This window comes from Luteimonas salinilitoris, assembly GCF_041300785.1.
Classification (GTDB): Bacteria; Pseudomonadota; Gammaproteobacteria; order Xanthomonadales; family Xanthomonadaceae; genus Luteimonas; species Luteimonas salinilitoris.
Map to the genome: position 1 here is coordinate 139,876 of NZ_JBFWIB010000010.1, position 24,850 is coordinate 164,725.

Annotated in this window: 22 protein-coding genes; 11 read left to right on the top strand and 11 right to left on the bottom strand. The window is 70.1% G+C overall.

Annotated elements, in window-relative coordinates; translation table 11 throughout:
- Nucleotides 1-15: 15 nt before the first annotated feature.
- On the bottom strand, nt 16-1,506 hold the full coding sequence (gene rng / locus AB5T46_RS15030; RefSeq protein ID WP_370564833.1) for a ribonuclease G: 1,491 nt from the start codon (nt 1,504-1,506) through the stop codon (nt 16-18).
- Between the two features lie 8 nt (nt 1,507-1,514).
- Nucleotides 1,515-2,165, bottom strand: a complete 651-nt coding sequence (locus AB5T46_RS15035; protein ID WP_370564834.1) for a Maf family protein — start codon at nt 2,163-2,165, stop codon at nt 1,515-1,517.
- Between the two features lie 122 nt (nt 2,166-2,287).
- Between AB5T46_RS15035 and AB5T46_RS15040 the strand changes: the two genes are divergently transcribed.
- From AB5T46_RS15040 to AB5T46_RS15050, 3 genes are all read left to right on the top strand, one after another.
- Entirely contained in the window at nt 2,288-3,025 is a 738-nt protein-coding gene (locus AB5T46_RS15040) for an SIMPL domain-containing protein (protein ID WP_370564835.1), read from the top strand.
- Between the two features lies 1 nt (nt 3,026).
- Nucleotides 3,027-3,224 (top strand): hypothetical protein, encoded by a 198-nt coding sequence (locus AB5T46_RS15045; RefSeq protein ID WP_370564836.1) that lies wholly within the window; start codon nt 3,027-3,029, stop codon nt 3,222-3,224.
- 381 nt (nt 3,225-3,605) lie between these two features.
- Nucleotides 3,606-4,286: an energy transducer TonB gene (locus AB5T46_RS15050; RefSeq protein WP_370564837.1), complete on the top strand. Its 681-nt coding sequence runs from the start codon at nt 3,606-3,608 to the stop codon at nt 4,284-4,286.
- A gap of 166 nt (nt 4,287-4,452) precedes the next feature.
- Here AB5T46_RS15050 and rlmH read toward each other — a convergent pair whose 3' ends face one another.
- The 6 genes from rlmH to leuS all read right to left on the bottom strand — a co-directional run bounded on the left by rlmH (nt 4,453) and on the right by leuS (nt 10,518).
- A complete protein-coding gene (gene rlmH, locus AB5T46_RS15055) occupies nt 4,453-4,923 on the bottom strand; it encodes a 23S rRNA (pseudouridine(1915)-N(3))-methyltransferase RlmH (RefSeq protein ID WP_370564839.1) in 471 nt (156 codons plus the stop codon).
- Between the two features lie 102 nt (nt 4,924-5,025).
- Nucleotides 5,026-5,412: a ribosome silencing factor gene (rsfS, locus tag AB5T46_RS15060; protein WP_370564840.1), complete on the bottom strand. Its 387-nt coding sequence runs from the start codon at nt 5,410-5,412 to the stop codon at nt 5,026-5,028.
- Between the two features lie 30 nt (nt 5,413-5,442).
- Entirely contained in the window at nt 5,443-6,114 is a 672-nt protein-coding gene (gene nadD / locus AB5T46_RS15065) for a nicotinate-nucleotide adenylyltransferase (RefSeq protein WP_370564841.1), read from the bottom strand.
- Between the two features lies 1 nt (nt 6,115).
- On the bottom strand, nt 6,116-7,162 hold the full coding sequence (gene holA / locus AB5T46_RS15070; protein ID WP_370564842.1) for a DNA polymerase III subunit delta: 1,047 nt from the start codon (nt 7,160-7,162) through the stop codon (nt 6,116-6,118).
- 28 nt (nt 7,163-7,190) lie between these two features.
- Nucleotides 7,191-7,697 carry an LPS-assembly lipoprotein LptE gene (locus AB5T46_RS15075; protein ID WP_370564844.1) on the bottom strand — a complete coding sequence of 169 codons (507 nt, stop codon included), beginning with the start codon at nt 7,695-7,697 and terminating at the stop codon, nt 7,191-7,193.
- A 67-nt stretch (nt 7,698-7,764) separates the two neighbouring features.
- Nucleotides 7,765-10,518, bottom strand: a complete 2,754-nt coding sequence (gene leuS / locus AB5T46_RS15080) for a leucine--tRNA ligase (protein ID WP_370564845.1) — start codon at nt 10,516-10,518, stop codon at nt 7,765-7,767.
- Between the two features lie 381 nt (nt 10,519-10,899).
- On the opposite strand from leuS, the gene AB5T46_RS15085 reads away from it, so the two are divergent.
- Nucleotides 10,900-12,213 (top strand): metal-dependent hydrolase family protein, encoded by a 1,314-nt coding sequence (locus AB5T46_RS15085; protein WP_370564846.1) that lies wholly within the window; start codon nt 10,900-10,902, stop codon nt 12,211-12,213.
- A 121-nt stretch (nt 12,214-12,334) separates the two neighbouring features.
- Here the strand turns inward: AB5T46_RS15085 and AB5T46_RS15090 are convergent, their stop codons facing one another.
- Nucleotides 12,335-12,973 carry a DUF998 domain-containing protein gene (locus tag AB5T46_RS15090; protein WP_370564847.1) on the bottom strand — a complete coding sequence of 213 codons (639 nt, stop codon included), beginning with the start codon at nt 12,971-12,973 and terminating at the stop codon, nt 12,335-12,337.
- A 140-nt stretch (nt 12,974-13,113) separates the two neighbouring features.
- Here AB5T46_RS15090 and trxA point away from each other — a divergent pair, with 140 nt between their 5' ends.
- The 6 genes from trxA to AB5T46_RS15120 all read left to right on the top strand — a co-directional run bounded on the left by trxA (nt 13,114) and on the right by AB5T46_RS15120 (nt 20,481).
- Nucleotides 13,114-13,998 carry a thioredoxin gene (gene trxA / locus AB5T46_RS15095; RefSeq protein WP_370564848.1) on the top strand — a complete coding sequence of 295 codons (885 nt, stop codon included), beginning with the start codon at nt 13,114-13,116 and terminating at the stop codon, nt 13,996-13,998.
- 118 nt (nt 13,999-14,116) lie between these two features.
- Complete coding sequence (locus tag AB5T46_RS15100) at nt 14,117-14,566, top strand: DUF4442 domain-containing protein (protein WP_370564849.1); 450 nt, start codon at nt 14,117-14,119, stop codon at nt 14,564-14,566.
- Between the two features lie 144 nt (nt 14,567-14,710).
- Nucleotides 14,711-16,762, top strand: a complete 2,052-nt coding sequence (locus tag AB5T46_RS15105) for a bifunctional serine/threonine-protein kinase/formylglycine-generating enzyme family protein (RefSeq protein ID WP_370564850.1) — start codon at nt 14,711-14,713, stop codon at nt 16,760-16,762.
- Nucleotides 16,763-17,018: 256 nt separating this feature from the next.
- Entirely contained in the window at nt 17,019-17,696 is a 678-nt protein-coding gene (locus tag AB5T46_RS15110; RefSeq protein WP_370564851.1) for a DUF502 domain-containing protein, read from the top strand.
- Nucleotides 17,693-18,466: a queuosine precursor transporter gene (locus AB5T46_RS15115; RefSeq protein WP_370564852.1), complete on the top strand. Its 774-nt coding sequence runs from the start codon at nt 17,693-17,695 to the stop codon at nt 18,464-18,466. The genes AB5T46_RS15110 and AB5T46_RS15115 overlap by 4 nt, the downstream gene beginning before the upstream one ends.
- A 188-nt stretch (nt 18,467-18,654) precedes the next feature.
- Nucleotides 18,655-20,481 carry a DUF885 domain-containing protein gene (locus AB5T46_RS15120; protein WP_370564853.1) on the top strand — a complete coding sequence of 609 codons (1,827 nt, stop codon included), beginning with the start codon at nt 18,655-18,657 and terminating at the stop codon, nt 20,479-20,481.
- A gap of 169 nt (nt 20,482-20,650) precedes the next feature.
- Here the strand turns inward: AB5T46_RS15120 and AB5T46_RS15125 are convergent, their stop codons facing one another.
- Entirely contained in the window at nt 20,651-21,982 is a 1,332-nt protein-coding gene (locus tag AB5T46_RS15125) for a DEAD/DEAH box helicase (RefSeq protein ID WP_370564854.1), read from the bottom strand.
- A gap of 809 nt (nt 21,983-22,791) precedes the next feature.
- Here AB5T46_RS15125 and AB5T46_RS15130 point away from each other — a divergent pair.
- Nucleotides 22,792-23,622 carry an NAD(P)-binding domain-containing protein gene (locus AB5T46_RS15130; protein WP_370564855.1) on the top strand — a complete coding sequence of 277 codons (831 nt, stop codon included), beginning with the start codon at nt 22,792-22,794 and terminating at the stop codon, nt 23,620-23,622.
- 260 nt (nt 23,623-23,882) lie between these two features.
- On the opposite strand, the gene AB5T46_RS15135 is transcribed toward AB5T46_RS15130, so the two are convergent.
- Nucleotides 23,883-24,467: a dihydrofolate reductase family protein gene (locus tag AB5T46_RS15135; protein ID WP_370564856.1), complete on the bottom strand. Its 585-nt coding sequence runs from the start codon at nt 24,465-24,467 to the stop codon at nt 23,883-23,885.
- Nucleotides 24,468-24,850: the final 383 nt, after the last annotated feature.

A 24,850-nucleotide genomic window follows, 5' to 3' on the forward strand; every position in this document is an offset into this window, starting at 1 on the left:
TCCCGATTCCCGGCCTCAAAGCAGAACGACATCGAACTGCTCCTGCAGGTACTGTTCGTCGGACTGGAAGCGGATCGACTTGCCGAGGAATTCCTCGAGCTCGGCGACCGCCGTCGACTCCTCCTCGGTGATCCGCGCCACCACCTTGGGCGAGGCGATCACCAGCAGCCGCTCGGCCTCGAACTGGCGCACCGCGCGGGTGATCTCGCGAAAGATCTCGTAGGTCACCGTTTCCGCGGTCTTGAGCATGCCGCGGCCGCCGCAGGCATTGCATGTCTCGCTGAGCTGGCGCTGCAGGCTGTCGATGGTGCGCTTGCGCGTCATCTCCACCAGGCCCAGCGGCGAGAAGTCGTAGACAGTGGTCTTGGCGTGATCGCGCGCCAGCGATTTCTCCAGCGTGCGCAGCACCTGGCGCCGGTGTTCCGGGTCGACCATGTCGATGAAGTCGATGATGATGATGCCGCCGAGATTGCGCAGCCGCAGCTGACGGGCGACCGCCTGCGCGGCCTCCAGGTTGGTCCTGTAAACGGTCTCCTCGAGGTTGCGTTGACCCAGGAACGAACCGGTGTTCACGTCCACCGTGGTCATCGCCTCGGTCTGGTCGATCACCAGGTAGCCGCCGGACTTCAGCGGCACCTGCTTGTCGAGCGCGCGCTGGATCTCGTCCTCGACCCCGTACAGGTCGAACACCGGCCGCTCGCCGCCGTAGTGCTCGATCTTCTCCGCCAGGCCCGGCATGTACTGCGCCGCGAACACGCGCAGGCGCTCCCAGGTCTCGCGCGAATCGACCTTCACCTTCTCCACGTCGCGGCGCATCAGGTCGCGCACCGCGCGCATCGGCAGGCTCAGGTCCTCGTAGACGCAGGCGCCCACGCGTGCATCGCGCACCTGCTGCTCCACCAGCGCCCACGCCCGCGCCAGGTAGGCGATGTCCTCGGCCAACGCTTCGGCGGGCTGCCCTTCCGCATTGGTGCGGACGATGTAGCCGTGGCCGGAACCGCCCAGCGCCAGCTCGGCGACCAGGCCCTTGAGGCGCGCGCGCTCGGCTTCGTCCTCGATCCGCGCCGACACCCCGATCACGTTCGACTGCGGCAGCAGCACCAGATAGCGCGAGGGAATGCTGATCTGGGTGGTCAGGCGCGCGCCCTTGGAGCCGATCGGCTCCTTCACCACCTGCACCACCACGTCCTGGCCGTCGCGCAGCAGCTCGGCGATCGGCAGCACCGGCTGCGGCACCGGCAGCGTCGCGGCCTCGCCGTCGATCTCCGGCGGCGGCAACGAGCGCATCACGTCGTTGGCGTGCAGGAAGGCGGCGCGGTCGAGCCCGATCTCCACGAACGCCGCCTGCATGCCCGGCATCACCCGCTGCACCCGGCCCTTGTAGATGTTGCCGACCACGCCGCGGCTCCAGCCGCGCTCGATGTGCAGCTCCTGCAGCATGCCGTTCTCGACCACCGCCACGCGGGTCTCGCGCGGGGTGACGTTGACCAGGATCTCTTCCGACATCGCGCGCTTCACCCGGTGGAGGCGGTCGCGGCCGGCGACGGGGACGCCGCGGACCCGGCCCGGGCGCGCGGCTCGGGCGCCGCGAAGCCGGCGACCGCGAAGCCGCCCGCCCGCAGCAATGCGGCGGTCTCGAACAGCGGCAGCCCCACCACTCCCGAATAGCTGCCCGCCAGATGCGCCACGAACGCCTCGGCGCCGCCCTGGATGGCGTAGCCGCCGGCCTTGCCCATCGGTTCGCCGCCGGCCACGTAGGCGACGACGTCGGCGTCGGCAAGCCCGGTGAACGTGACCTCCGAGACCGAGACCGCCTGGCGCTCGCCCGCGGCGGTGCGCAGGGTCACCGCCGAGATCACGGTGTGCGTGCGCCCCGACAGGCGCCGCAGCATGGCCGCGGCGGCATCGGCGTCGCGCGGCTTGCCGAACACCTCGTCGCCGAGCACCACTTCGGTGTCGGCGCCGAGCACCGCGTCCTGGACGGGGGCGCCCAGCAGCCGCCAGCCGGCGGCGGCCTTCTCGCGCGCCACCCGGCACACGTACGCCTTCGGTGTCTCGTCCGGGAGCGGCGCTTCGGGAATGTCCACGTCGAGCGGCGCGAACGGCACGCCGAGCCGGGCCAGCAGTTCACGGCGGCGCGGGGATTTCGAGGCAAGATGCAGCATCCGGACAGGATAACCCGCGGCCCCGCCGCGACCGGCTCTCATCGTCGGCCAACCCCGTTTCGGCTCACGGCCCGTTCACCGGTTGGATTCGACCCTTTGTTTCATCGATCCAGGAGATCCGCATGACCCGTCGCATCCTGTTGCCCCTGCTGCTCGCGGCCTCGTCGGCCGTCCCCGCCATGACCGCCACCGCCCAGACTTCGCAGACCACCCGTACCGCCATCGCCGACGGCACCCTGCTGTCCGTCTCCGCCCAGGCCGAAGCCAGCCGGGTCCCGGACGTGGCGACGCTGTCCGCCGGCGTGGTCACCCAGGCGGCAGACGCCAACGCCGCGCTGCGCGCCAACGCCGAACGGATGAACGCGCTGATGGCCGCGATCAAGGCCGCCGGCATTGCCGAAAAGGACGTCCAGACCAGCGGCCTCAACGTCCATCCGCAGTACCGTCACAGCGACAACGCGGCGCCGGCGATCACCGGCTACCAGGCCAGCAACACCGTCAGCCTGAAGGTGCGCGATATCGCCGCCCTCGGCGATGTGCTCGATGCGCTGGTCGCCAGCGGCGCCAACCAGGTCAACGGTCCGAGCTTCGAGATCGACGAACCGGAGGCCGTCTACGACGAGGCCCGCCAGGCGGCGTTGCAGAAAGCACAACAGCGTGCGCGGATATATGCGCAGTCGCTGGGGATGCGCGTGCGCCGGATCGTCAGCATCAGCGAGGGCGGCGGGTTCATGCCGCCGCCGAGGCCGATGATGCGGATGGAGACCACGGCGATGGACATGGCCGCTTCCAGCCCGGTCTCGCCCGGCCAGACCACGCTCACCGCCAACCTCGACGTCGTGTTCGAACTGGAGGGCTGAGATGACCGCGGAAAAAGACAGGGAGAAGGACAAGAGCGTTCCCGCCGGCCGCGACGACGACAAGTCCGGCTACGCCGAACGCGTGCCGCGGGATCGTGACGACGCGCGCAACGTCGGCAAGCGGAAGCCGGACGAACCGGACGAGGGTGGCCTGGAGCGCGACCCGGAGAATGACCCGGACCCGGCGAACGACGACTGATCTCCATGGGGGCCCATATGGGCCCCCATGCCGTTGCGACCATCCGTCCGCCGGATCGCACCGTACGTCCTGCCGCGGCTTGCCGCGCGCCCGGCGCCGGCGCAGCGTGAAGACGCTGTCGAGCCGGTCGCCGGATGCGCACCTCGCCTTGACCCCGCACCCGCCGCCCGGCCGTTGTCCGTCATGCACGACAACATAGGGCCTGTTAACGCTTATGGCGCATGCCGCGTTGCTTCCCAATGGCCGTCAGGTGGTGTTGCGCCGCGCAGCGCCTTGCTGCCTGCAAGGTCAAGCGGCGCGGCGCCGCATGGCGGCCATTGGGAAGCAACCCGAAGGGCCGGGCCTGCGCCATAAGCGTTAACAGGCCCTAGGAGGTGGATCATGGTCCCGCAGCACGCCCACGCGCACGCCCGTCCGTCCCGTCCGCACCCGGATCCGGTGCGCATCGCCGGCATCAGCGGCACCCTGCTGCTCAACGTCGTCGCCCTGTGCCTGCTGCTGGTTCCAGTGAGCCGGCCGGAGCTGCTGGCGCTGCCGGACGTCCGCAACATGGAATTCCGCTGGATCGAGGCGCCGCAGGAGCCGCCGGATCCACCGCCGATCGTCGAGGTCGTCCCCGAGCGGACCCCACCGCCGCAGAGCCACACCGTGGCGCCGCCCGAGATCGCGGCGCCGGCAATCGCACCGGTGATCGTCGATCAAGGCATCCTGCCGGCCGAACCGGTGACCGTGCCGGCGACGGCGGAGACCGCCGCGGTGGAACCCGCCAGCGGTCCGGTTTCCGGCATGCGTCTTGCATACGCCAGCGCTCCGGCACCGCGCTACCCGCGCGAGGCGATCATCGGCGGCCTGCAGGGCACGGTGCTGCTCGAGGTGCTGGTGGATGTCGACGGCAGCCCGCTCGAGGTGCGCATCCACCGCAGCAGCGGCCACCGCGTCCTGGACGACAGTGCGCGTCGCCACGTGCTGCGCAACTGGCGTTTCCAGCCGGCCATCCGTGAAGGGCAACCCGTGCAGGCGATCGGTCTGGTGCCGATCGATTTCAACCTCGATCGCGGGTGAGCGACCACGCACAGCAGATGCCCTATCGGCATCTGCTGTGGTCGCGAACGCCCGGCCATGGATGGCCGGGCAGGACGTTCCGAAGCCGACACCATCGCGCCATGGATGGCAACGGCCATCGACTCGAAGCAGCGCGCGCATGGCGCGCTCCTACGAGCGTCGCCGCTCAGGCGCGGTGATACGGATGATTGGCCAGCAGCGCCGCGGCCCGGTACAGCTGTTCGGCGGCGACCAGGCGCACCAGCATGTGCGGCAGGGTCAGGGGGCCCAGCGACCACCGCTCGTCGGCGCGCGCCAGCACCTCGGGGGCGTGGCCCTCGGGCCCGCCGATCAGCACCGCGAGATCGCGCCCCTGCCCGCGCCAGTGCTCGAGCCGCTGCGCCAGCTGTTCCGAGGTGTAGCCGCGTCCGCGGCCGTCCAGCGCCACCACGTGGGCCTGCCTGGGCAATGCCGCCAGTACCCGGACGCCCTCGTCGTGCGTCGCACGGACCGCGTCGCGTCCTTTGCCGCGCAGGCCGGGTTCCACTTCGACCAGGTCCAGCGGCAGCCAGTGCGACAGCCGCTTGCGGTATTCGGCGAATCCGTCGGCAACCCATGACGGCGCGCGTTCGCCGACGGCGATCAGGCGGGCCTTCATCTGTTACACCGAGGAACGAGTGAAGAGGAACGAGAAACGAGTGGACGGGCTCCGCGCATCTTCTGTCGATCGGAGACACTCGTTCCTCGTTCCTCGTTTCTCTCACTCAGGCGGCTGGTCGCCGACCGTCCACAGGCGCTCGAGCGCATAGAACTCGCGCACCCGCGGCAGCATGACGTGGACCACCACGTCGCCGAGGTCGACCAGCACCCATTCGGCCTCGCGCTCGCCCTCGACGCCGAGCGGCTGCACGTCCAGGCGCTTGGCGTACTTCACCACCTCGTCGGCGATCGACTTGACGTGGCGGCTGGAGGTCCCCGACGCCACCACCATGTAATCGCAGACGCTGGTCTTGCCGCGGACGTCGATCTCGACGGTGTCCCGTGCCTTCAGTTCCTCGATGGCCGCGCGTACCTGCCCGAGCAGGACTTCGACGGGCGGCGGTGGATTGGGCAGGCGGGTCTTGATGACTTGGGCGGGACTGGTCAAAGCGCTGGACTCTGGAATTTTCGCCGCGAATTATAGCGGAGACGCCGTGTCGGCATCGTCACGGTACAGCCGGTGGCGGTCGATGTAGTCGGCCACCGGGGCCGGCAGCAGGTGTCGCCATGGCAATCCCCCGGCCACGCGCCGACGCAGGTCGGTCGCCGATTCCCCGCTCAGCGGCTGCCGCAGCGGCAGGATCCGCCCGGCCGGCGCCGCCGACAGCGCCGCCGGATCGTCGACCAGGCGCCCCGCGACCTGTTCCGCCAGCGCCGTCGGCAGGGTCTCGTCGAGCGGGCTGCCGGCGCGCTCGGCGACGACGAAATGCGCCAGATCGAACAACGCGCGCCATTCCTTCCAGGCCGGCAGGCCGACGAAGCTGTCGGCGCCGACCAGCAGCGCGACCGGCGTGGCCGCCGCGCCCTCGCCCGCCCGCAGGTCGCGCAGGGTGGCGACCGTGTAACTGCGGCCGTCGCGGGCCAGTTCGCGCCGGTCCACGCACAGGTCGTGCTCACCGGCGATGGCCAGCTCGAGCATCGCCGCCCGGTGCCGGGCATCGGCGCCGGGCGGCGGGCGATGCGGCGGGTCCGCGGCCGGCATCAGGTGGATGGCGCAGCGCAGGCGGTCGCGCGCGGCGCGCGCGATCGCCAGGTGGCCGTTGTGCACCGGATCGAAGGTGCCGCCGTACAGCACCAGCAGCGATCTCATCTCAGTGCTGGCCCAACAGGGCAACGGCGCGCGGTTCGGCCACGGCCAGCAGCAGGCGTTCGAGCGCCTGCCAGGCGTCGCCGGCGGCGCGGCCCTTGGCGATGCGATCGATGCGCCCGGCCTCGGCCAGGAAACGCTCCCAGCGCTCGACGCCATGGCGCTGCAGCGCGCGCCGGAACACCGCCTGCTTCGATTCCCACACCCGCTGCGCCCGGAACTCGGAGGCCAGGTTGCCGCCGCGCGCCTGCACCTGTGCCAGCGCGGCCGCACGCTGCAGCTCCATCACCACCATGCCCATCAGCGCCGGCACCGCCGCGCCCTCGGCGCGCAGTCCGGCGAGCATGCGCGCGGCCGGCGCCGCCTGGCCGTTGAGCGCGGCGTCGATCAGCCGGAACACGTCGAAGCGGGCGGCATCGGCGACCAGGGCCTCCATCCGTGCCAAGTCCAGTGGCGCGCCCAGCGGCGTGCCGTCGCTGAGCAGGGCGAGCTTGTCGACCTCCTGCGCGGCTGCCAGCAGATTGCCTTCGACCAGTTCCGCCAGCCGCTGCACCGCATCGCGGTCGGCGGCGACGCCGCGGCTGCGCAGGCGGCGCTCGATCCAGTCCGACATCTCGTGCGGCTTCACCGCCCAGGCCACGACGACGTGGCCGATCCGCCCGATCGCCTCGCTCCACTTGCCGCCGTGCTGGCGGCTCCACTCGCCCCCGGTGACCAGCAGCAGGATGTCGCCCGGCGGATCGGCGCAGAACTCGGCGATCACCGCCGCGCCGTCCTTGCCCGGCTTGGCGGTGGGCAGGCGCAACTCGATCAGGCGCTGGCTCGCGAACAGGCTGGGCGCACGAAAGGTCGCCTGCAGCGCGCCCCAGTCGAAACCGCGCCCGTCGGCGTCGAAGATCTCGCGCTCGACATAGCCCTGTCCGCGGGCATGGACCCGCAACGCATCCGCCGCCTCCAGGACGCGCAACGGCTCGGGGCCGGCGATCAGGTACGCCGGCCGCAGCGGCTCGCTGCCGAGCTGACCGGCCAGGCGCTCGGGCGTCAGTTCCATGATGCCCGCATCCGCACGGCCGCCGCGATCACGGCATCGGCTGACGCGAGGCGCCGTCGATCCGGCGGACGATCGACGCCGTCATCTCGCGCTCCATCTCGCGGCTGAGCAGGTCGCGCTCGCTGTCGGTGCCGGTCAGGTCGGTCGGACTGGAAACGTAGTCGCGCGACAGCTCGATCGCCTGTTGCGGCACGATGTCCTCGCCGTCGGCGCCCAGCAGCTCGAACACGACCGCGTAGCGCAGCGCGTACTCCTGCGCACGGCCCTGCGCATCGATGCTGACCGGCGTCGATGCCCAGCGCTCCGACAGGATGTTGAGGGTCGCGATGTCCTCCTCCGCCCTGCGGCCGCGCCGGACCTCGGCGCCGGCACGCTGCAGCGTCAGCGCCAGCGCGTCCGGCAACGGGCTGTAGGGATCGCGCGCGACCACCTGCACCGGGCCGAGATCGGGCGGCAGCGACAGCGCGTTGCGCAGGTGGAAACCGCAGGCCGCGAGGGCCAGGGCGAGGACGGCGACGACAGCGGATCGGATCATGGGCGGAGTCTGGACGAGGCGGCAGCGGCCGGCAAGCGCGCGCCGGTTCAGGCGACGACGCGCCGATTCAGGAGACAACGATGTTCACGATCTTGCCGGGCACCACGATCACCTTGCGCACGCTGCCGTCGCCGATGAAGCGCGCGACATTGGGTTCGGCCAGCGCCTGCGTCTCGATCGCCTGCCGGTCGGCGTCCACCGCCGCCTCGATGGTGCCGCGCAGCTTGCCGTTGACCTGCACCGCCAGGGTCACCGCGTCGCGCCGCAGCGCGTCCGGATCCGGTTCCGGGAACGGCCGGTCCTCGAGCAGGGTCTCGGGATGGCCCAGCCGCTGCCACAGCGCATGGCTGGCGTGGGGGGTGATCGGGTTGAGCAGCAGCACGATGGCCTCGAACGCCTCCTGCCGCAGGGCGCGCCCGTTGGCGCCGGCGTCATCGAACTTCGCCAGGTGGTTCAGCAGTTCCATCACCGCGGCGATCGCGGTGTTGAAGCTGTGGCGGCGGCCGTAGTCGTCGCCGACCTTGCGGATGGTCTCGTGCAGCTGCCGGCGCAGGGTCTTCTGCGCCGCGGTCATCGCCCCGCGATCGAGCGCCGGCGCGGCGCCCTCGTCGGCGTGCCGCGTCGCCTGCGTCCACAGCCGGCGCAGGAACCGCGACATGCCCTCGACCCCCGCCTCGTTCCACTCCAGCGACTGCTCGGGCGGCGCCGCGAACATGGAGAACAGGCGCACGGTGTCGGCGCCGTACTTGTCGACCATCGACTGCGGGTCGACGCCGTTGTTCTTCGACTTCGACATCTTCTCGACGCCGCCGATCTCCACCGGCCCGCCGTCGGCCTTCAGCGTCGCGCCGACGATGCGGCCGCGTTCGTCGCGGCGTACCTCGACGTCGGCCGGATTGATCCAGTCCTTCGAGCCGTCGGGCTGCTCGCGATAGAAGGTCTCGGCGATCACCATGCCCTGGGTGAGCAGGTTCACCGCCGGCTCGTCGCTGAACACCAGGCCGGCGTCGCGCATGAGCTTGTGGTAGAAACGGAAGTACAGCAGGTGCAGGATCGCGTGCTCGATGCCGCCGATGTACTGGTCCACCGGCGTCCAGTAGTCGGCGCGCGCGTCGACCATGTCGGCGGCGCTCGGCGAGGTGTAGCGGGCGTAGTACCAGCTCGACTCCATGAAGGTGTCGAAGGTATCGGTCTCGCGCTCGGCCGCGCCGCCGCACTGCGGGCAGGTGGTCCTGCGCCACTCCGGATCGGCCTTGATCGGGGACTGCACGCCACCGGCCTTCGCGAAGGCTTCCTCCACGTCTTCCGGCAGCACCACCGGCAGCTGGTCCTCGGGCACCGGGACCGCGCCGCAGGCGCCGCAATGGATCACCGGGATCGGGCAGCCCCAGTAGCGCTGGCGGCTGACGCCCCAGTCGCGCAGGCGGAAGTTGGTCCGGCGCCCGCCGCAGCCCTCGCGCTCGAGGCGCGCGGCCAGCGCATCGAAGGCCCGCTGGAAATCCATGCCGTCCAGCTCGCCGGAGTTCACCAGCCAGCCGCGTTCGGTCCAGGCGCCCTGCTCGGCGATGCGGCGCCCGAAATCGTCGACCACCTGCACCGCGGCGCGGGTGTCGTAGGCGTCGACCGCACCGGCGCCGCCGAGCGCGGTGCGCATCGGATCGGCGTGGCTGCCGACATCGCGGCCGATCTCGTCGAGCGCGTCGCGCACGTCCGTCGGCACGATCACCATGCGGATCGGCAGGCCGTAGCTCTTCGCGAATTCCCAGTCGCGCTGGTCGTGGCCGGGAACCGCCATCACCGCGCCGGTGCCGTAGCTCATCAGCACGAAGTTGGCCACCCAGACCGGGATCTTCTCGCCGGTGACCGGGTGGATCGCGCGCACCCCGGTGTCCATGCCGCGCTTGGCCTGGGTTTCCAACTCGGCCTCGGAGACGCCGCCTCGGCGCAGGTCGGCGATGAAGCCGGCCAGCTCCGGATTGTCCCGTGCGGCGCGCTGCGCCAGCGGGTGTTCGGCGGCGATCGACATGAAGGTCACGCCCATCAGCGTGTCCGGGCGGGTGGTGTAGACCGACAACCGCTCGTCGTGGCCGTCGATGTCGAAGGCGATCTCCAGGCCCTCGCTGCGTCCGATCCAGTTGCGCTGCATGGTACGCACCGAGTCCGGCCAGCCGTCCAGCCTGTCCAGACCGTCCAGCAGCTCCTGCGCGTAATCGGTGATCTTGAGGAACCACTGCGGGATCTCGCGCTTCTCGACCACCGCGCCCGAGCGCCAGCCGCGGCCGTCGACCACCTGCTCGTTGGCGAGCACGGTCTGGTCGACCGGATCCCAGTTGACCACCGAGTTGCGACGATAGGCGAGCCCCTTCTTCAGCAGGCGCACGAACATGCGCTGCTCGTGCACGTAGTAGTCCGGCGAGCAGGTGGCGAACTCGCGGCTCCAGTCGATCGCGTAGCCGAGCGACTTCAGCTGGCCGCGCATGTGGTCGATGTTGGCGTAGGTCCACTTCGCCGGCGCGGTCCGGTTCCTGATCGCCGCGTTCTCGGCCGGCAGCCCGAACGCGTCCCAGCCCATCGGCTGCAGTACGTTCCTGCCGGTCATGCGCCGGTATCGGCTGATCACGTCGGCGATGGTGTAGTTGCGCACATGCCCCATGTGCAGCGCCCCGGACGGATACGGCAGCATCGCCAGGCAATAGAACTTCGGCCTGGCGTCGTCCTCGCCGACCTCGAAGGCACGGGTCCGCTGCCAGTACTGCTGGGCGGCGAACTCGACGGCGTCGGGCTGGTAGGCGGGTTCGGGGGCGGGAGGCGCGTCGGACACGGCGGAGGCTGGCGATCGGGGACCGGCAAGCCTACCGCAGCGCAACACGCGCCGCCACGCGGGTGACCGGCGGCCGAGTCTGCCGGCCACGCAGGCGCCGGAGCCGGCCGTAGAGCCGAGCTCGCTCGGCTGCCTTGGCGCCGGAGCCGGGAGCAGCGGAGCAAGCTCCGCTCTACGGGGTGCGGAATAGGCCGCGGTGCGCCGGTCACACCAAGAAGCAAGTCTCCGGCCTCCCTCGGTGTTCTTCGCTCCCCACCGGCGCTTCGCTCCAGGCGCCGCCGCCGCCGAGGGCCCAGGAGAGAATGCCGGCACTTTCTCCGCAGCCGCCGGATCGCCGCCGGCGGCTGTGGTTCAATCGGGCCTCGCCAACCGGAGTCCGCCATGCCCGCCACCGCCGGTCGTCGCACGCTCGCGATCCTGCTCTTCCTGGCACCCGCCGCCGCGCCGGCCGCCGACGCCGTGCTCCACTGCGGCAAGCTGTTCGACAGCCGCAGCGGCCGCATGCTGGCCGAGCGCACCGTGACCGTCGAGGACGGCCGCGTCGCCGCGGTGGCCGCCGGCTACCTGCCCGCGCCGCCCGCCGGCGGCGACGCGCGCTACGTCGACCTGCGCGCCCACACCTGCCTGCCCGGCTGGACCGACCTGCACGTGCACATGGGCTCCGAGTCCAGCGCGCAAAGCTACTCCGAAGGCTTCCGGCTGGACCCGGTCGACTTCGCCTTCCGCGCCGTCGGCTATGCCGAGAAGACGCTGATGGCCGGCTTCACCAGCGTGCGCGACCTCGGCGGCGAGGTCAGCCCGCACCTGCGCGATGCGATCAACCAGGGCCTGGTGAAGGGGCCGCGGATCTTCGCCGCCGGAAAGTCGATCGCCACCACCGGCGGCCACGCCGACCCGACCAACGGCTACAACTCGATGCTTTCGCACCTGATGGGCCCGCCCGGTCCGACCGAGGGCGTGATCAACTCGGTCGAGGACGCCCGTCAGGCCGTGCGCCAGCGCTACAAGGACGGCAGCGACGTGATCAAGATCACCGCCACCGGCGGCGTGCTCAGCTACGCGCGCTCCGGCGACGCGCCGCAGTTCATGACCGACGAGATCCGCGCCATCGTCGAGACCGCCAACGACTACGGCTACCGCGTCGCCGCGCACGCGCACGGCACCGAGGGCATGAAACGCGCGGTCGAGGGCGGCGTGACCAGCATCGAGCACGGCACCCACATGAGCGACGAGGTGATGCGGCTGATGAAACAGCACGGCACCTGGTACGTGCCGACCATCTACGCCGGCCGCTTCGTCGCCGACAAGGCCAAGGAGGACGGCTACTTCCCCGAGATCGTGCGGCCCAAGGCGGCTACCATCGGCGCGCAGATCCAGGGCACCTTCGCCAAGGCCTACAAGGCGGGCGTGCCGATCGCCTTCGGCACCGACATGGGCGTCGGCCCGCACGGCGACAACGCGCGCGAGTTCCTCTACATGGTCGAGGCCGGCATGCCCGCGGCCGAAGCCCTGCAGGCCGCCACGGTGCACGCCGCCGAGGTGCTGGGGGTCGACGACCAGGGCGTGATCGAGGCCGGCCGGCGCGCGGACATCATCGCGCTGGCGGCCGATCCGCTCGAGGACATCGAGGCGGTGCTGGACGTGCGCTTCGTGATGAAGGACGGCGAGGTGTTCCGCGATCCGGACACGCGATGAGCCCGGACTGGTTCGGCTATGCCGCCGCCGCGCCAGGCAGCCTTGTCCGTTGCGGTGAGACAAGCCCCGTCGCCACGGGCGGTGCAAGCCAATAGCCAAGCCGTCACGATGGACCGACGCCTCAATTCTTGAGGTGCGAGCTATTCACTGACGCCGCCCGTGGCGACGGGGCTTGCTTCGTCGCGGCGGGAAGGGCTGCCTGGCGCGGCGCCAGCGCCAGCCAGCCGAACCAGGCCGCGAACGCGACCCGCTGCGCCAGCGCCGGCGGCAGCGGTTCGACCGGCAGTACCGACAGGGCCGCCACCGCGCAGGCGGCGACGATCCCGGGCAGCCGCAGCCCGCGCACGCCGGTCGTCAGCAGCAGGGCCCCGGGCACGAAAGCGATCCACCACACCATCCAGGCGCCGGCGTGCAAACGCCCGGCCGGGCCGTCGAGGTCACGCGGGTCCAGCGGCAGCACCCCCTGCGCGGCGAACGCCAGCGCCGACAGCAGCAGCAGCCGCGCCCCGATCCGCGGCAGCCAGCCCGCCTGCGGCGGCAGCGCCCGGTACAGCGCCAGCGCCACCACGGCCGCCAGCAATCCCGGCAACACCAGGCCCGACACGTTGAAGATCCAGGCGCCGGGCACGCCGTGGGCGCCGAGCAGCGCCACCGGATGCCAGCGCTGCGAATAGCCCTCGAGCAGCGCCCCGCAGCCGAGCAGCGCGGCCACGAACACCAGCGCCGCGACCCATCCCGCGTGCCGCTCCGGATTCCTCATTTCGACCTGTATCCCGTCCGCCGCCTGTGCGGGCCCACCGGGCGAGCTTACATGCCGGTACGGGCGACGGCGCCGCGACCGCGGGTTGGTTTCGCGCGCATCTGGCACCATCTGCCCCTGAACGCATTCCGGAAACCACGATGTCCGCCGATCCCGCAACACCCCACGTCTTCGACGCCACCGCCGCCAACTTCGAGACCGATGTCCTGCAGAAATCGCTGCAAACGCCGGTGCTGATCGATTTCTGGGCGGAATGGTGCGGCCCCTGCAAGACCCTCGGCCCGATCCTGGAGAAGCTCGCCGCCGACTACAACGGCGCCTTCGTGCTGGCCAAGGTCGACGTCGACAAGGAACAGCAGCTCGCCGCCGCGTTCCAGGTGCGCTCGATCCCGACCGTGTTCCTGCTGGTCAACGGACAGCCGGTCGACGGCTTCCCCGGCGCATTGCCGGAAGGCGAGTTGCGCGAGCTCCTCAAGCGGCACGGCATCGAGCCGGCGGCGCCCGCGCTGGCCGGCGTGGACATGGACGGCACCGGCAAGGCGCCGCCGCCGCCCGACCCGCATGCCGAGGTCCTGCGCCTGCGCGAGGCGACCGTGGCCGAGCCGGACAACGAGGAGCTCAAGCTCGACCTCGCCCTGGCCCTGCTACGCACCGGTGCCGCGGACGAGGCCGAGCAGCTGCTCGACGCCCTGCCCGCCAATCTCGCCGCCGACGATCGCTGCGTGCAGGCGCGTGCGCGCCTGGGCTTTGCCGCGATGCTCGAGGGCGCGCCACCGCCGGAAGCCCTCGAGGCCGCCATCGCCGCCGACCCGGACGACCTGCGCGCGCGCCATCTGCTCGGCGTGCGGCACATCGTCGGCGGCGACGCCGAGGCCGGGCTGGAGCAGTTCATCGAGATGCTGCGGCGCGACCGCGACTTCGACGGCGGCCTGCCGCGGCGGGCGCTGATCGACGCCTTCCGCGTGGTCGACGATGCGGCGCTGGTCGGGCGGTATCGCAGGCGGATGGCGTCGCTGCTGTTCTGAGAGCGAGGAACGAGTGGAGAGGAACGAGGAACGAGTAAGCGCCCTTGCCTTCACTCGTTCCTCGTTCCTCGTTTCTCGTTCCTGACCCTCGCCCTCCACTCACGACCGCCCAGCCGCCATGATGCCTTCCACCCTGCGCCGGGTCATGAACCTGTGGCCGCCCTTCCTGTTCTCCGGCATCCGGGTCGTCGAGATCGCCGCCGACTGGCGGCGCGCACGGGTCGAGCTCCGGATGCGGCCGTGGAACCGCAACTACGTCGGCACCCACTTCGGCGGCAGCCTGTTCTCGATGACCGATCCGTTCTGGATGATCCTGGTCAAGGAATGCCTGGGGCGCGACTACTACGTCTGGGACAAGGCGGCCGGGATCGAATTCGTCAAGCCGGGCCGCGGCACCGTGCATGCCACCTTCGCGCTGGAGGAACCGACGCTCGAGTCCATCCGCGCCGCCACGACCGACGGCGACAAGCACCTGCACTGGTTCGCGACCGACATCGTCGATGACGGGGGCGAGGTGATCGCGAAGCTTCGCAAGCAGCTCTACGTACGGCGCAAGCGCACCCGCTGAGTCCGGCGACCGCTCCCGGCCACCGGCCGGACGGGGCCGGGAACCCCGGTACCGCACTGCCGCCCCGGGCTACGCGGCAACGTGATCGGGATTCACAATACGTCGTCACCGGATCGCTATGCTGGCGGGCGAACAGGGGGTGGAATGCAAGACGTACCAGGCCAGCGCGACGCCACGCCGTTGCCGGAAATCGTCGGCTACCGACTGCTGCGCGTGATCGCCCACGGTGGCATGTCGACCGTCTACCTGGCCAGGCAGGAATCGCTGGGGCGCGAGGTCGCGATCAAGGTCATGCGCCCCGAGGCCCTGGCCGACGAGGTCAGCCGGCGCCGGTTCGAGAACGAGGCGCGCACCATCGGCCGCCTCGAGCATCCGCACATCGTCGGCATCTACCAGATCGGCCGCACCGTCGACGACCTGCCCTACTACGTGATGCCGCACATGCCGCAAGGTCACCTGGGCCAGCGCGACTTCGGCGGCGATGAGGCCCGGGTCCGCGCGATCCTGCGCGCGCTGCTCTCGGCGCTGGGCTATGCGCACGCCCGCGGCGTGATCCATCGCGACGTCAAGGCCGAGAACGTGCTGTTCGACGAAGCCGAGCGCCCGCTGCTGGCCGACTTCGGCATCGCCCTGCGCCGCGGCTACGGCAGCCGCGTCACCAGCGCCGGGCTCGCGCTCGGCAGCACCGCCTACATGGCGCCCGAGCAGGCCCGTGGCGACGAGGTCGACCCCCGCGCCGACCTCTACAGCGTCGGCGTGCTGGCCTGGGAACTGCTGACCGGAGAACTGCCGTACAAGGCGGGCGACGCGCTGTCGATGGCGGTGATGCACGCGCAGGACCCGGTTCCGCGGCTGCCGCGGCATCTGCGTCACTGGCAGCGCTTCATCGACCGCGCCATGGCCAAGGGACCGCTCAGGCGCTTCCACGACGCCGACGAGATGCTGCGTGCGCTGGATCGCGTCTCCCTGCGCGGGCCCGGCCGCACGGCGGCGCTGCAGGATGCCCTGCAGGCGCTCCCGGCAAGGCTACGGCGTGTGCCGAAGGCGGCCTGGGTGCTGTGCGCGCTGGGCCTGGCCGCGGTGGCCGGGGTGGCGCTGCGGCAGACCGAGCCCATCGCCGCTGAGGGATTCTTCCGCGCACAACCGGCGAGCACGGAGACCGCCGGCATCGGACCGTCCGCGTCCGACGCGACGCGCGTGGGCGTGCTCGCCAACCCGGACGATGCGCTGCTGCGGGCAGCGCCGGAATCCGAAGCCAGCAAGCTCATCGCCGCGGCCGAGCGCCAGACCGCCGCCCGCCGGCTGTACCGGCCGAAGCACGACAACGCCTACGACAGCCTGGTCGCGGCGGCGGCGGCCGACCCCGGCCACCTGCAACTGCCGCAGGCGGCAACGCAGCTGGCCGCCGCGCTGGCCGCGGAAGCGGACCGCAGGATCCGCGCCGGCGACGCCGCGGGCGCCGTCGAGCCGCTGCAGCGGATGGCGCGGCTGTCGCAGCGGATGCCGGACAGCGAGATTCCCGGCCTCGCGAAGCTGCGCCGCGACGCCGCCGCCGCGATCGCGGCGCGCATCGATGCCGAAGCCGCGCGCTTCGACCGCGAGCAGGCCCTGCGCCTGGTCGACATCGCCCGGGCGGCTGCGCTCGACGAGGCCAGTATCGCGGCGCTGCGCAAACGCGCAGCGGCGATTCCCGAGGTCGGACAGGCGGTTCCCGGCGAAACCTCTGGCATGACGGTGATGCGCAAGGGCGGCGGCGCCTACGCGATGGCGCGGCGCGCGATCAGCCGCGACGAGTACCGCCGCTTCGCCGAGACGACCGGCCGCGAGCCCGCGCTCTGCCGCGAACGCGCCTCGGTACTGCGCGTGTTCTCGCCACGCGACTGGACGTCGCCCGGCTACGGGCAGAGCGGCAGCGATGCGGTGGTCTGCGTGTCCTGGGCCGACACCGAGGCCTACGCGCAATGGCTGAGCCGGAAAACCGGTCACCGCTACCGCCTGCCCACTGCATCCGAGGCGCGCGAACGGGCGCACGAGAGCGGCGCGACGCCGGTGGCGGAATGGCTGCTCGACTGCACCGGCGACTGCAGTCGCCGGGCGGTGCGCGGGACCAGTTGGCGACGCGACGCCGCGGCGCGCGACGGCGACGCCGGACGCGGCTACGACGACGTCGGGTTCCGGCTGGTGCGTGAGCCCTGAGAGGCGTTGTGATTCGGGAATCGGGAATCGGGAATCGGGAATCGGGAATCGGGAAAGGCTAACCGGCCGTCATCCCGGCGCAAGCCGGGATCCATTCCGCAGAAGCCCGGCATTGCAAGCCAACAACAAAGGCAACTGGATCCCGGCTTACGCCGGGATGACGAGCAAAGACCGTTTAAGCTTTTGACGAATCACGAATCACGAATCCGCGATCACCAGCCCCGGACCGCCACGACCGCTCCGGTAAGATGCGCCCATGCCCTCCTCCCCTTCCCGCGCGCGCCGCCTGCAGCGGTTGTTCCTCACCGGCCTGCTGACGCTGTTGCCGATCTGGCTGACCTGGGTGGTGGTCAAGTTCGTGTTCGTGCTGCTGGGCGATGCCAGCAAGCCGTGGGTCGGCCCGCTGTCGCGGCGGATCGCCGCCTGGTTCCCGGATTCGCTGGGCTGGTTCGATGCGCTCTGGGTGCAGAATGCGATCGCGCTGCTCGCCACGCTGGCGCTGGTCCTCGTCTCCGGCTGGATGGCCCGGCGCGTGATCGGGCAGCGCCTGCTGGGCTGGTTCGAACGGTTGGTCGCGCGCATTCCCCTGGCCAGCGTCATCTACTCCAGCGCGCGCAAGCTGCTCGATATCCTGCAGACCAAGCCGGGCACTACCCAGCGCGTGGTGCTGATCGACTTCCCGCACACCGAGATGAAAGCGGTCGGCTTCGTCACCCGGGTCATGCGCGAACACGGCAGCGATCGCGAGCTCGCCGCCGTGTACGTGCCCACCACGCCCAACCCGACCTCCGGCTATCTCGAGATCGTGCCGGTGGAAAAACTCACGCCGACCGACTGGACCGTCGACCAGGCGATGGCCTTCATCATCTCGGGCGGAGCCTCCGCGCCGGACACCATCCCCTTCACTCCGCCAGCCGGGCGTCCGCCGACGTGAGTGCGCGCCTGCTCGACGACCGTGCGACGCGATTGTTCATCGCGCTGGCGGCGTTCTTCTGCGTCAACGCGGTATTGGCCGAGTTCATCGGGGTCAAGATCTTCTCGCTGGAGGGCACCCTCGGCATCGACCCGCTGCAATGGAACCTGTTTGGACAGAGCGGCGGGTTGAGCTTCACCGCCGGCACCCTGCTGTGGCCGATCGTCTTCATCTTCACCGACGTGATCAACGAGTACTTCGGCCGGCGCGGCGTGCGCCTGATCTCGTGGATCGCGGTGGCGCTGATCGCGTACGGCTTCTGCTTCGCCTTCGCCGCCATCGCGCTGGCGCCGGCCGACTGGTGGGTGACCGTGGCGCAGCGCCAGGGCGTGCCGGACTACCAGGCCGCGTTCGCGGCGGTCTTCGGCCAGGGCATGTGGACGATCGCCGGATCCGTGGTGGCATTCCTGATCGGCCAGCTGGTCGACGTCGCCGTCTTCCACCGCATCCGCCGCGCCACCGGCGAGCGCATGGTCTGGCTGCGCGCGACCGGCTCGACCGCGGTGTCGCAGCTGATCGACAGCTTCGTGGTGATCTGGATCGCCTTCGTGCTCGGTCCGCAGCAGTGGCCGACCTCGCTGTTCCTCGCGGTGAGCTCGGTCAACTACGGCTACAAGATGGCCGCGGCGATCGCGCTGATCCCGCTGCTGTACCTGATGCGGCGCGCGATCCGCGGCTACCTGGGCGAAGCCCGCGCCGCCGAATTGCGCGCGCACGCGGCAAGAGCGTAGGAACGAGTGGAGAGGAACGAGGAACGAGTGAGTCCACCGCCCTGCCCCTTACTCGTTCCTCGTTCCTCGTTCCTCGTTTCTAGTTTCTAGTTTCTCGTTCCTCGCTCCTCACCCAATGACCTTTGACCCTTGCCGGCACACGCCGGCGGCCCGACGCTGCCGCCTTTCCCCCACCCGGAACCTCCCGAATGGCCACCCGCCCGCTCGCGCTCTCCATTTCCCTCGCACTGGCCGCCGCGCTGTCGGCCTGCGGACCCTCGACCACCACCGATACCGCGGAACGCAACGGAACCGCGACGGCGCAGGCGACGGCCAGCGACAAGGCCGCGCAACTGGCCACGCTCTACGATGGTTTCTGGGAAGAGAACCTGCAGCTCAACCCGATCCAGGCCACGTTCCAGGGCGACCATCGCTACGACGACCAGCTGCCGGACTTCGGTTCGGCCGAGTACCGCCGGCAGATGCACGAGTTCAACGACCGCTGGCTGCGCCGGATCGAGGCCATCGGCGACGACGGACTGGAAGGCCAGGACCTGCTGAGCTACCAGATCTTCGTCCGCGAGCGGCGCGATGCGCTGGAAGCCGAACGCTTTCCGGACTGGATGCTGCCGGTCAACCAGATGGGCAGCCTGGTCACCTACGCGGTCATGCTCGGCTCCGGCTCGGTCGCGCAGCCGTTCAAGACGGTCAAGGACTACGACAACTGGCTGGCGCGCGCCGGACGCATCCCGGTACTGATCGACACCGAGATCGCCAACATGCGCGCCGGCATCGAGGCCGGCGTGGTGCAGCCGCGCGTGGTGATGGAGAAGGTGCTGCCGCAGCTGGACACGGTGATCACCGACGAGCCGGAGGAGAGCCAGTTCTGGGGCCCGATCACCAACATGCCGGAGGACTTTTCCGAGGCCGACCGCGAGCGGCTGACCGGTGCGTACCGGGCGCTGATCGGTGAGCAGCTGATGCCGGCGCTGCGCAAGCAGCGCGCCTTCATCGCCGACGAATACCTGCCGGCCACGCGCGACACGGTCGGCCTCGATTCGCTGCCCGAGGGCGAGGCCTGGTACGCCTTCTCCGCCAGCCAGAGCACCACCACCGACATGTCGCCGGCGCAGATCCACCAGATCGGCCTGGACGAGGTCGCCCGCATCCACGGCGAGATCCGTAAGGTGATGGCGGAAGTCGGCTTCGAGGGATCGCTGCAGGAATTCTTCGCCTACATGCAGACCGACAAGCGGTTCGAGTTCGAATCCGAGGACGCGCTGCTCGCGCACTACCGTGCACTGGAGGAGAAGGTCAACCAGCGGATCCCGGAACTGTTCTCGCTGACGCCGGAAGCCGGCTTCGAGATCCGCCCGGTGGAACCTTTCCGCGCCGAATCCGCCGCCGGTGGTTCCTATATGTCGCCGAGCGAGGACGGCAGCCGCCCCGGCATCTTCTACGTCAACACGTTCGACCTGCCCACGCGAAAGACCTGGGACGCGGAGGACCTGTTCCTGCACGAGGCGATCCCCGGCCACCACTTCCAGCTGGCGTTGCAGCAGGAGCTGGAGGGCGTGCCCGCGTTCCGCCGCTTCGGCGGCGAGACCGCCTTCATCGAGGGCTGGGGCCTGTACTCGGAGGGCCTGGGCAAGGACCTGGGCGTCTATGCCGATCCCTACAGCTATTTCGGCCGCCTGCAGGGCGAGCTGTGGCGCGCGGTGCGGCTGGTGGTCGACACCGGCCTGCACAGCAAGGGCTGGACCCGGCAGCAGGTGCTCGACTACATGTTCGAGAATTCCTCGGTCAGCGAGCCGGACGCCGTCGCCGAGGCCGAGCGCTACATCGCCTGGCCGGGCCAGGCGCTGGCCTACAAGATCGGCGAACTGAAGATCAAGGAACTGCGCGCGAAGGCGGAGCGCGAACTCGGCGACGCGTTCGACATCCGCGCCTTCCACGCCGAGGTGCTGAAGGACGGCTCGGTGCCGCTGGACGTGCTGGAAGCCAAGATCGACCGCTGGATCGCCGAACAGGTCTGATCGGGACCGCCGCCATCCCAGCCCGTAGAGCGGAGCTTGCTCCGCTGCTCCAGGCACCGGAGCCGATCCTCCAAAGAGCAGCGGAGCAAGCTCCGCTCTACGGGAATCGGGAGACGCGAAGAAGGCCGGCATTACCGGCCTTCTTCATTGCGCATCCCTGCGACCAGGTTCAGGCGCGCGAATCGCGCCGTGAACCGCTGCCGGACCTGCCGCCGCCGCGGTGCTGCTTCGGCCCGGCATGCGGCTGTGCGCCGCGCGCCTGCGGCTTGCCGTGGGCGCGGTGCGCCGGCTTGCCTGCGGGACGGCCCTGCGAGCGCTGGCCACTGCCGCCGTTCTTCGGGATCGGCGCGTTCAGATCGATCGGCCGGCTCGGCGCAAAGCCTTCCACCGTGTCCATCACGATGTCGGCTTTGAGCATGCGCTGGATCTGGCGCAGCAGGCCGCCCTCCTCGGGTGCCACCAGCGACAGCGCCTCGCCCGAGGCGCCGTTGCGGCCGGTGCGGCCGATGCGGTGGATGTAGTCCTCGGCCACCATCGGCAGGTCGTGGTTGATCACCAGCGGCAGGTCGGGGATGTCGAGCCCGCGCGCGGCGACGTCGGTCGCCACCAGGATCCGCGCCCTGCCGGTCTTGAACGCGGCGAGCGCCTTCTGCCGCTGCGCCTGGCTCTTGTTGCCGTGGATCGCCACCGACGGCAGGCCGGCCTTCTCCAGCTGCTCGGCGAGCCGGTTGCAACCGTGCTTGGTCTTGCCGAACACCAGCACCCGCTCGGTGTGGCGCGCGGCCAGGATGTCGACCAGCAGGTCGTGCTTGCGGCCCGAATCGACCGGATGCACGCGGTGCACGATGGTGTCGGCGATGGCGTTGTTCGCCGCCACCTGCACCTGCTTCGGATCGCGCATGAACTCCAGCGCCAGCGCCTTGATGCGCGGCTCGAACGTGGCCGAGAACAGCAGCGTCTGCCGCACCTTCGGCACCCGCGCCAGGATCCGCTTCATCGCCGGCAGGAAGCCCATGTCGAGCATGCGGTCGGCCTCGTCCAGCACCAGCACCTCGACGGCGTCGAGCTTGGCGTGGCCGCTCTCCATGTGGTCCAGCAGGCGGCCCGGGCAGGCGACCAGGATGTCCACGCCGCGGCGCAGGCTGTCGATCTGCGGATGCATGCCGGCGCCGCCGAACACGGTGGTGACGTTGAGGCGCAGGTGGCGGCCGTAGGCCTTGAGGCTGTCGCCCACCTGCACCGCCAGTTCGCGGGTCGGCACCAGGATCAGCGCGCGCGGCTTGCGCGGGCCCTTGGGCGGCGTTTCCTTGGCCAGGCGCTGCAGCAGCGGCAGGCCGAAGGCGGCGGTCTTGCCGGTGCCGGTCTGGGCGCCGCCCAGCAGGTCGTGGCCGGCCAGCGCCAGCGGAATCGCCTCGACCTGGATCGGCGTGGGCACGGTGTAGTTGTTTTCGGACAGCGCGCGCAGCAGCGCGGGCGAGAGCCCGAGGGTTTCGAACGTCATGATGTGATTGCTCCGGGAGGTCGCGGCGCCGGAATCCCGGGCACGCGCGACTGCGTCGTGTCCGGCCGGACGGCCGTGACGGCTTACTCGGAGCTATCCAGAACCGCGCTGCGAGTAAATGGGTGACGGCTCGGAAGGCTCCGGACCGTGTCTGCGCGACGAATGACGTGCGGGATAAGGGCCGGGGCGCATGGCCGCGGCGGGTCTACCAGGATCGTCTCCGCCCGAAGGCGGGGGCAACCGTGTTGCAGGACGCCGCGGAGTCTACGCGAGCCCGGCCCAGACCGCCAGCGCCGGCCGCGTCGCCCGTTCAGCCATCGCGATCATCGCCTCCTGTTCGGCAACCCCGCACGGCAAAGGCCGAAATCCTGCACACGCTCGTGGCTTGTAGGAGTGGCGGCGGCATGCCGTCGCCACTCCCACAATCGCGCCGGACCAGGGGCTATGGGCTTGGTCTGACACCTGGCCGGGCTGGCTGAATGACCCGCCCGGGGTCTGGTGGAGGCCGGGTTTACCTGGCTCCGATTGGCGCCAGGTGTTGCCGCTGCTGCGTAACCAGGAGGTGGTGGTCGTCCAGCTTCCTGGACCCAGCGGCGGCTTTGGAGATGGTCCGGGCCTCGACGCGGAAGCAGTCCCGGAATACGCCAGAAACGGACCCCACGCTCGTATAGTGCCGGTCAGAGGCCCGGTTCTGGGGCGCGCGTCCACGTAGTTAGGGTGCCGGCGTCCACACAGTCGCTCGTTGCTGGGCGGGCCGACGCTGCCCACTTCGAGCCGGGTGGGTACAAGCCTGATCAGGAGGACGAACCATGCAGCAGTTGTCGTTGTCCTCGGCGCCAGGCGAGCAGCAGTCGTCGCAGCCGCGTTCATCGCCTGCCGCATACGGGTTCGTGGGAGCGGGTGAGATCGCGGCCGCCATCGTGGAAGGCCTCAGCGCGGATGTTGCCGACCCTCCTAGGGTCTTCCTGTCACCACGCAGTCACCGTGTCGGGCACGAGCTGGCAAGCCGGTTTCCGAACGTGCAGGTGTGCGACAGCAACCAGGACGTACTCGAGAACGCGACGTCGGTCGTGCTCGCGGTGCGTCCACAGATAGCTCGTGCCGTCTTGGAGGAACTGTCGTTTCGACTGCACCACGTGGTGATGAGCGCGATGGCCGGTGTGCCGTTGGAACGGCTGCATAACTGGGCCGCACCAGCCGGTCACATCATCCGCGTCATACCCCTGCCATCGGCAGCGCGCGGTCAAAGCCTTACTGTGATGTACCCGGACAACGCCGTCGCTCGTGAAATGTTTGGCCGTGTGGGTGGCCTCCTCGTTCCGGGCGAAGAAGAGACCTTGGATGCGTTCAGTGCGGCGACGGCTACATTTGCTGCGCATCTCGAATACCTCACCACCATCGCAAAGTGGCTGGCTGATCACGGCGTCGATTATGACGCCGCGGCCGCCTACACCACGCACATCTTCGGTCAGCTGGGCCAGTCCTTGTTACAGCGGACCGACTCGCTCACCGCGCTGACCGACAAGCACATGACTCCGGGCGGGATCAACGAGCAGCTCATGACAGATCTGCGGCGAAACGGCGTGCCCGACGTGGTGCGCCGCGCCCTCGATCGGATACTGGCTCGCCTGCGCGGATAGCTCGCCTAGCCTCGATTCCTCACGGGCATGACACCGGTCGATGTTCCAGATCGGTCCATCGTCGGCTGCCGATGGGATCGGCGGCTGGGTAGCGTCCTGGTCCGGCTGTCGCGCCGGTGTACCGCCACGTCGCCGTCCAACGCCTCGGCCCGTCCGCCCGACGCCACAACTGGACGTGAGGTGTCGCGACGTGCCGACGCAGAAGCAGCGCAACCCGGCGGCGGTCGCCGGGCGTCCGGAAATGACCGTTACCGACCGGCTCAGCGGCGGATGCAGTAGCGGATATGGGTGGCCTCCGGGGTGTCAATCACCCGAACGATCTTCAACTCGATCCGCGACGGCAACACGTCGAACAACCGACGGCCACCGCCGAACAGCACCGGGACTTGGTGGATCTGCAACTCGTCCAGCACCCCGGCCTCGAGCGCCCGCTGCGCCGTGTATGCACCCTGCACCATCACGTCCCGGTCCCCGGCCGCAGCCTTGGCCTGCGCCATCGCGCTCTCGATCCCGTCGGTCACATACGTCACCTTCGAATAGTTCGCCACCGAGGGACCCGGCGGCCGGTGGCTGACCACCACGATCGGCACGCCGTGATGATCACCTCCCCAGTGATCTACCTGCTCCACGGTACGCCGACCCGCCAGCACCGCACCGGTCGCCTCCATCTCGTCGACCAACTCCCCGGCCGGCCCTGAACGCCGGATATCCCCGTCCGCGGTGTAGCCCCACTCATGCAGCCGCTCGACCGCGCCGCCGTCACCGCCCGGGTTGCCCGGTTCGTCATTCGGACCCGCGATGTACCCGTCGAGGGACATCGACATATAGAGCACCGATGAGGACATGATCTGCTCCTTAGTCTCGATAGGCGCAGCTCCTAAGCCGCGCCTCCTGCTTCTACGTCGAAGCACAGATGCAATTTTCGACAAGATCTACTTCGCATTTCACACCTGAGACCGCAAACCGTTCCTGGCCCCAGGCTCATCACCAGCTCTGCGACCGCCAGCGATCCATGCTTCGATTGACCGCAAGGGATCCCTGATCGGGCTGGCCTGGTCTACCGAGGAAAGCGGAGGGCAACCTGCTCCAACGTCGTCGCGTAGTCGCCCCACCGGCGGTCCTGTTCGCCCAAGACGCGAACCCGCGCGACAAAGGCCAAATCCTGCACACGCTCGTGTCCTGTGGGGGGGGGGGGGGGGGGGGGGGGGGGGGGGGGGGAAGGGCAAAA

Coding starts and splice junctions, on each gene's coding strand:
- AB5T46_RS15120 (WP_370564853.1), top strand. CDS start 18,655: ATGGCCACCCGCCCGCTCGCGCTCTCCATTTCCCTCGCACTGGCCGCC.
- AB5T46_RS15040 (WP_370564835.1), top strand. CDS start 2,288: ATGACCCGTCGCATCCTGTTGCCCCTGCTGCTCGCGGCCTCGTCGGCC.
- AB5T46_RS15075 (WP_370564844.1), bottom strand. CDS start 7,697: ATGATCCGATCCGCTGTCGTCGCCGTCCTCGCCCTGGCCCTCGCGGCC.
- AB5T46_RS15125 (WP_370564854.1), bottom strand. CDS start 21,982: ATGACGTTCGAAACCCTCGGGCTCTCGCCCGCGCTGCTGCGCGCGCTG.
- AB5T46_RS15045 (WP_370564836.1), top strand. CDS start 3,027: ATGACCGCGGAAAAAGACAGGGAGAAGGACAAGAGCGTTCCCGCCGGC.
- AB5T46_RS15105 (WP_370564850.1), top strand. CDS start 14,711: ATGCAAGACGTACCAGGCCAGCGCGACGCCACGCCGTTGCCGGAAATC.
- rlmH (WP_370564839.1), bottom strand. CDS start 4,923: ATGAAGGCCCGCCTGATCGCCGTCGGCGAACGCGCGCCGTCATGGGTT.
- AB5T46_RS15085 (WP_370564846.1), top strand. CDS start 10,900: ATGCCCGCCACCGCCGGTCGTCGCACGCTCGCGATCCTGCTCTTCCTG.
- AB5T46_RS15050 (WP_370564837.1), top strand. CDS start 3,606: ATGGTCCCGCAGCACGCCCACGCGCACGCCCGTCCGTCCCGTCCGCAC.
- nadD (WP_370564841.1), bottom strand. CDS start 6,114: ATGAGATCGCTGCTGGTGCTGTACGGCGGCACCTTCGATCCGGTGCAC.
- AB5T46_RS15035 (WP_370564834.1), bottom strand. CDS start 2,165: ATGCTGCATCTTGCCTCGAAATCCCCGCGCCGCCGTGAACTGCTGGCC.
- AB5T46_RS15100 (WP_370564849.1), top strand. CDS start 14,117: ATGATGCCTTCCACCCTGCGCCGGGTCATGAACCTGTGGCCGCCCTTC.
- AB5T46_RS15135 (WP_370564856.1), bottom strand. CDS start 24,467: ATGTCCTCATCGGTGCTCTATATGTCGATGTCCCTCGACGGGTACATC.
- AB5T46_RS15110 (WP_370564851.1), top strand. CDS start 17,019: ATGCCCTCCTCCCCTTCCCGCGCGCGCCGCCTGCAGCGGTTGTTCCTC.
- trxA (WP_370564848.1), top strand. CDS start 13,114: ATGTCCGCCGATCCCGCAACACCCCACGTCTTCGACGCCACCGCCGCC.
- rng (WP_370564833.1), bottom strand. CDS start 1,506: ATGTCGGAAGAGATCCTGGTCAACGTCACCCCGCGCGAGACCCGCGTG.
- holA (WP_370564842.1), bottom strand. CDS start 7,162: ATGGAACTGACGCCCGAGCGCCTGGCCGGTCAGCTCGGCAGCGAGCCG.
- AB5T46_RS15130 (WP_370564855.1), top strand. CDS start 22,792: ATGCAGCAGTTGTCGTTGTCCTCGGCGCCAGGCGAGCAGCAGTCGTCG.
- AB5T46_RS15090 (WP_370564847.1), bottom strand. CDS start 12,973: ATGAGGAATCCGGAGCGGCACGCGGGATGGGTCGCGGCGCTGGTGTTC.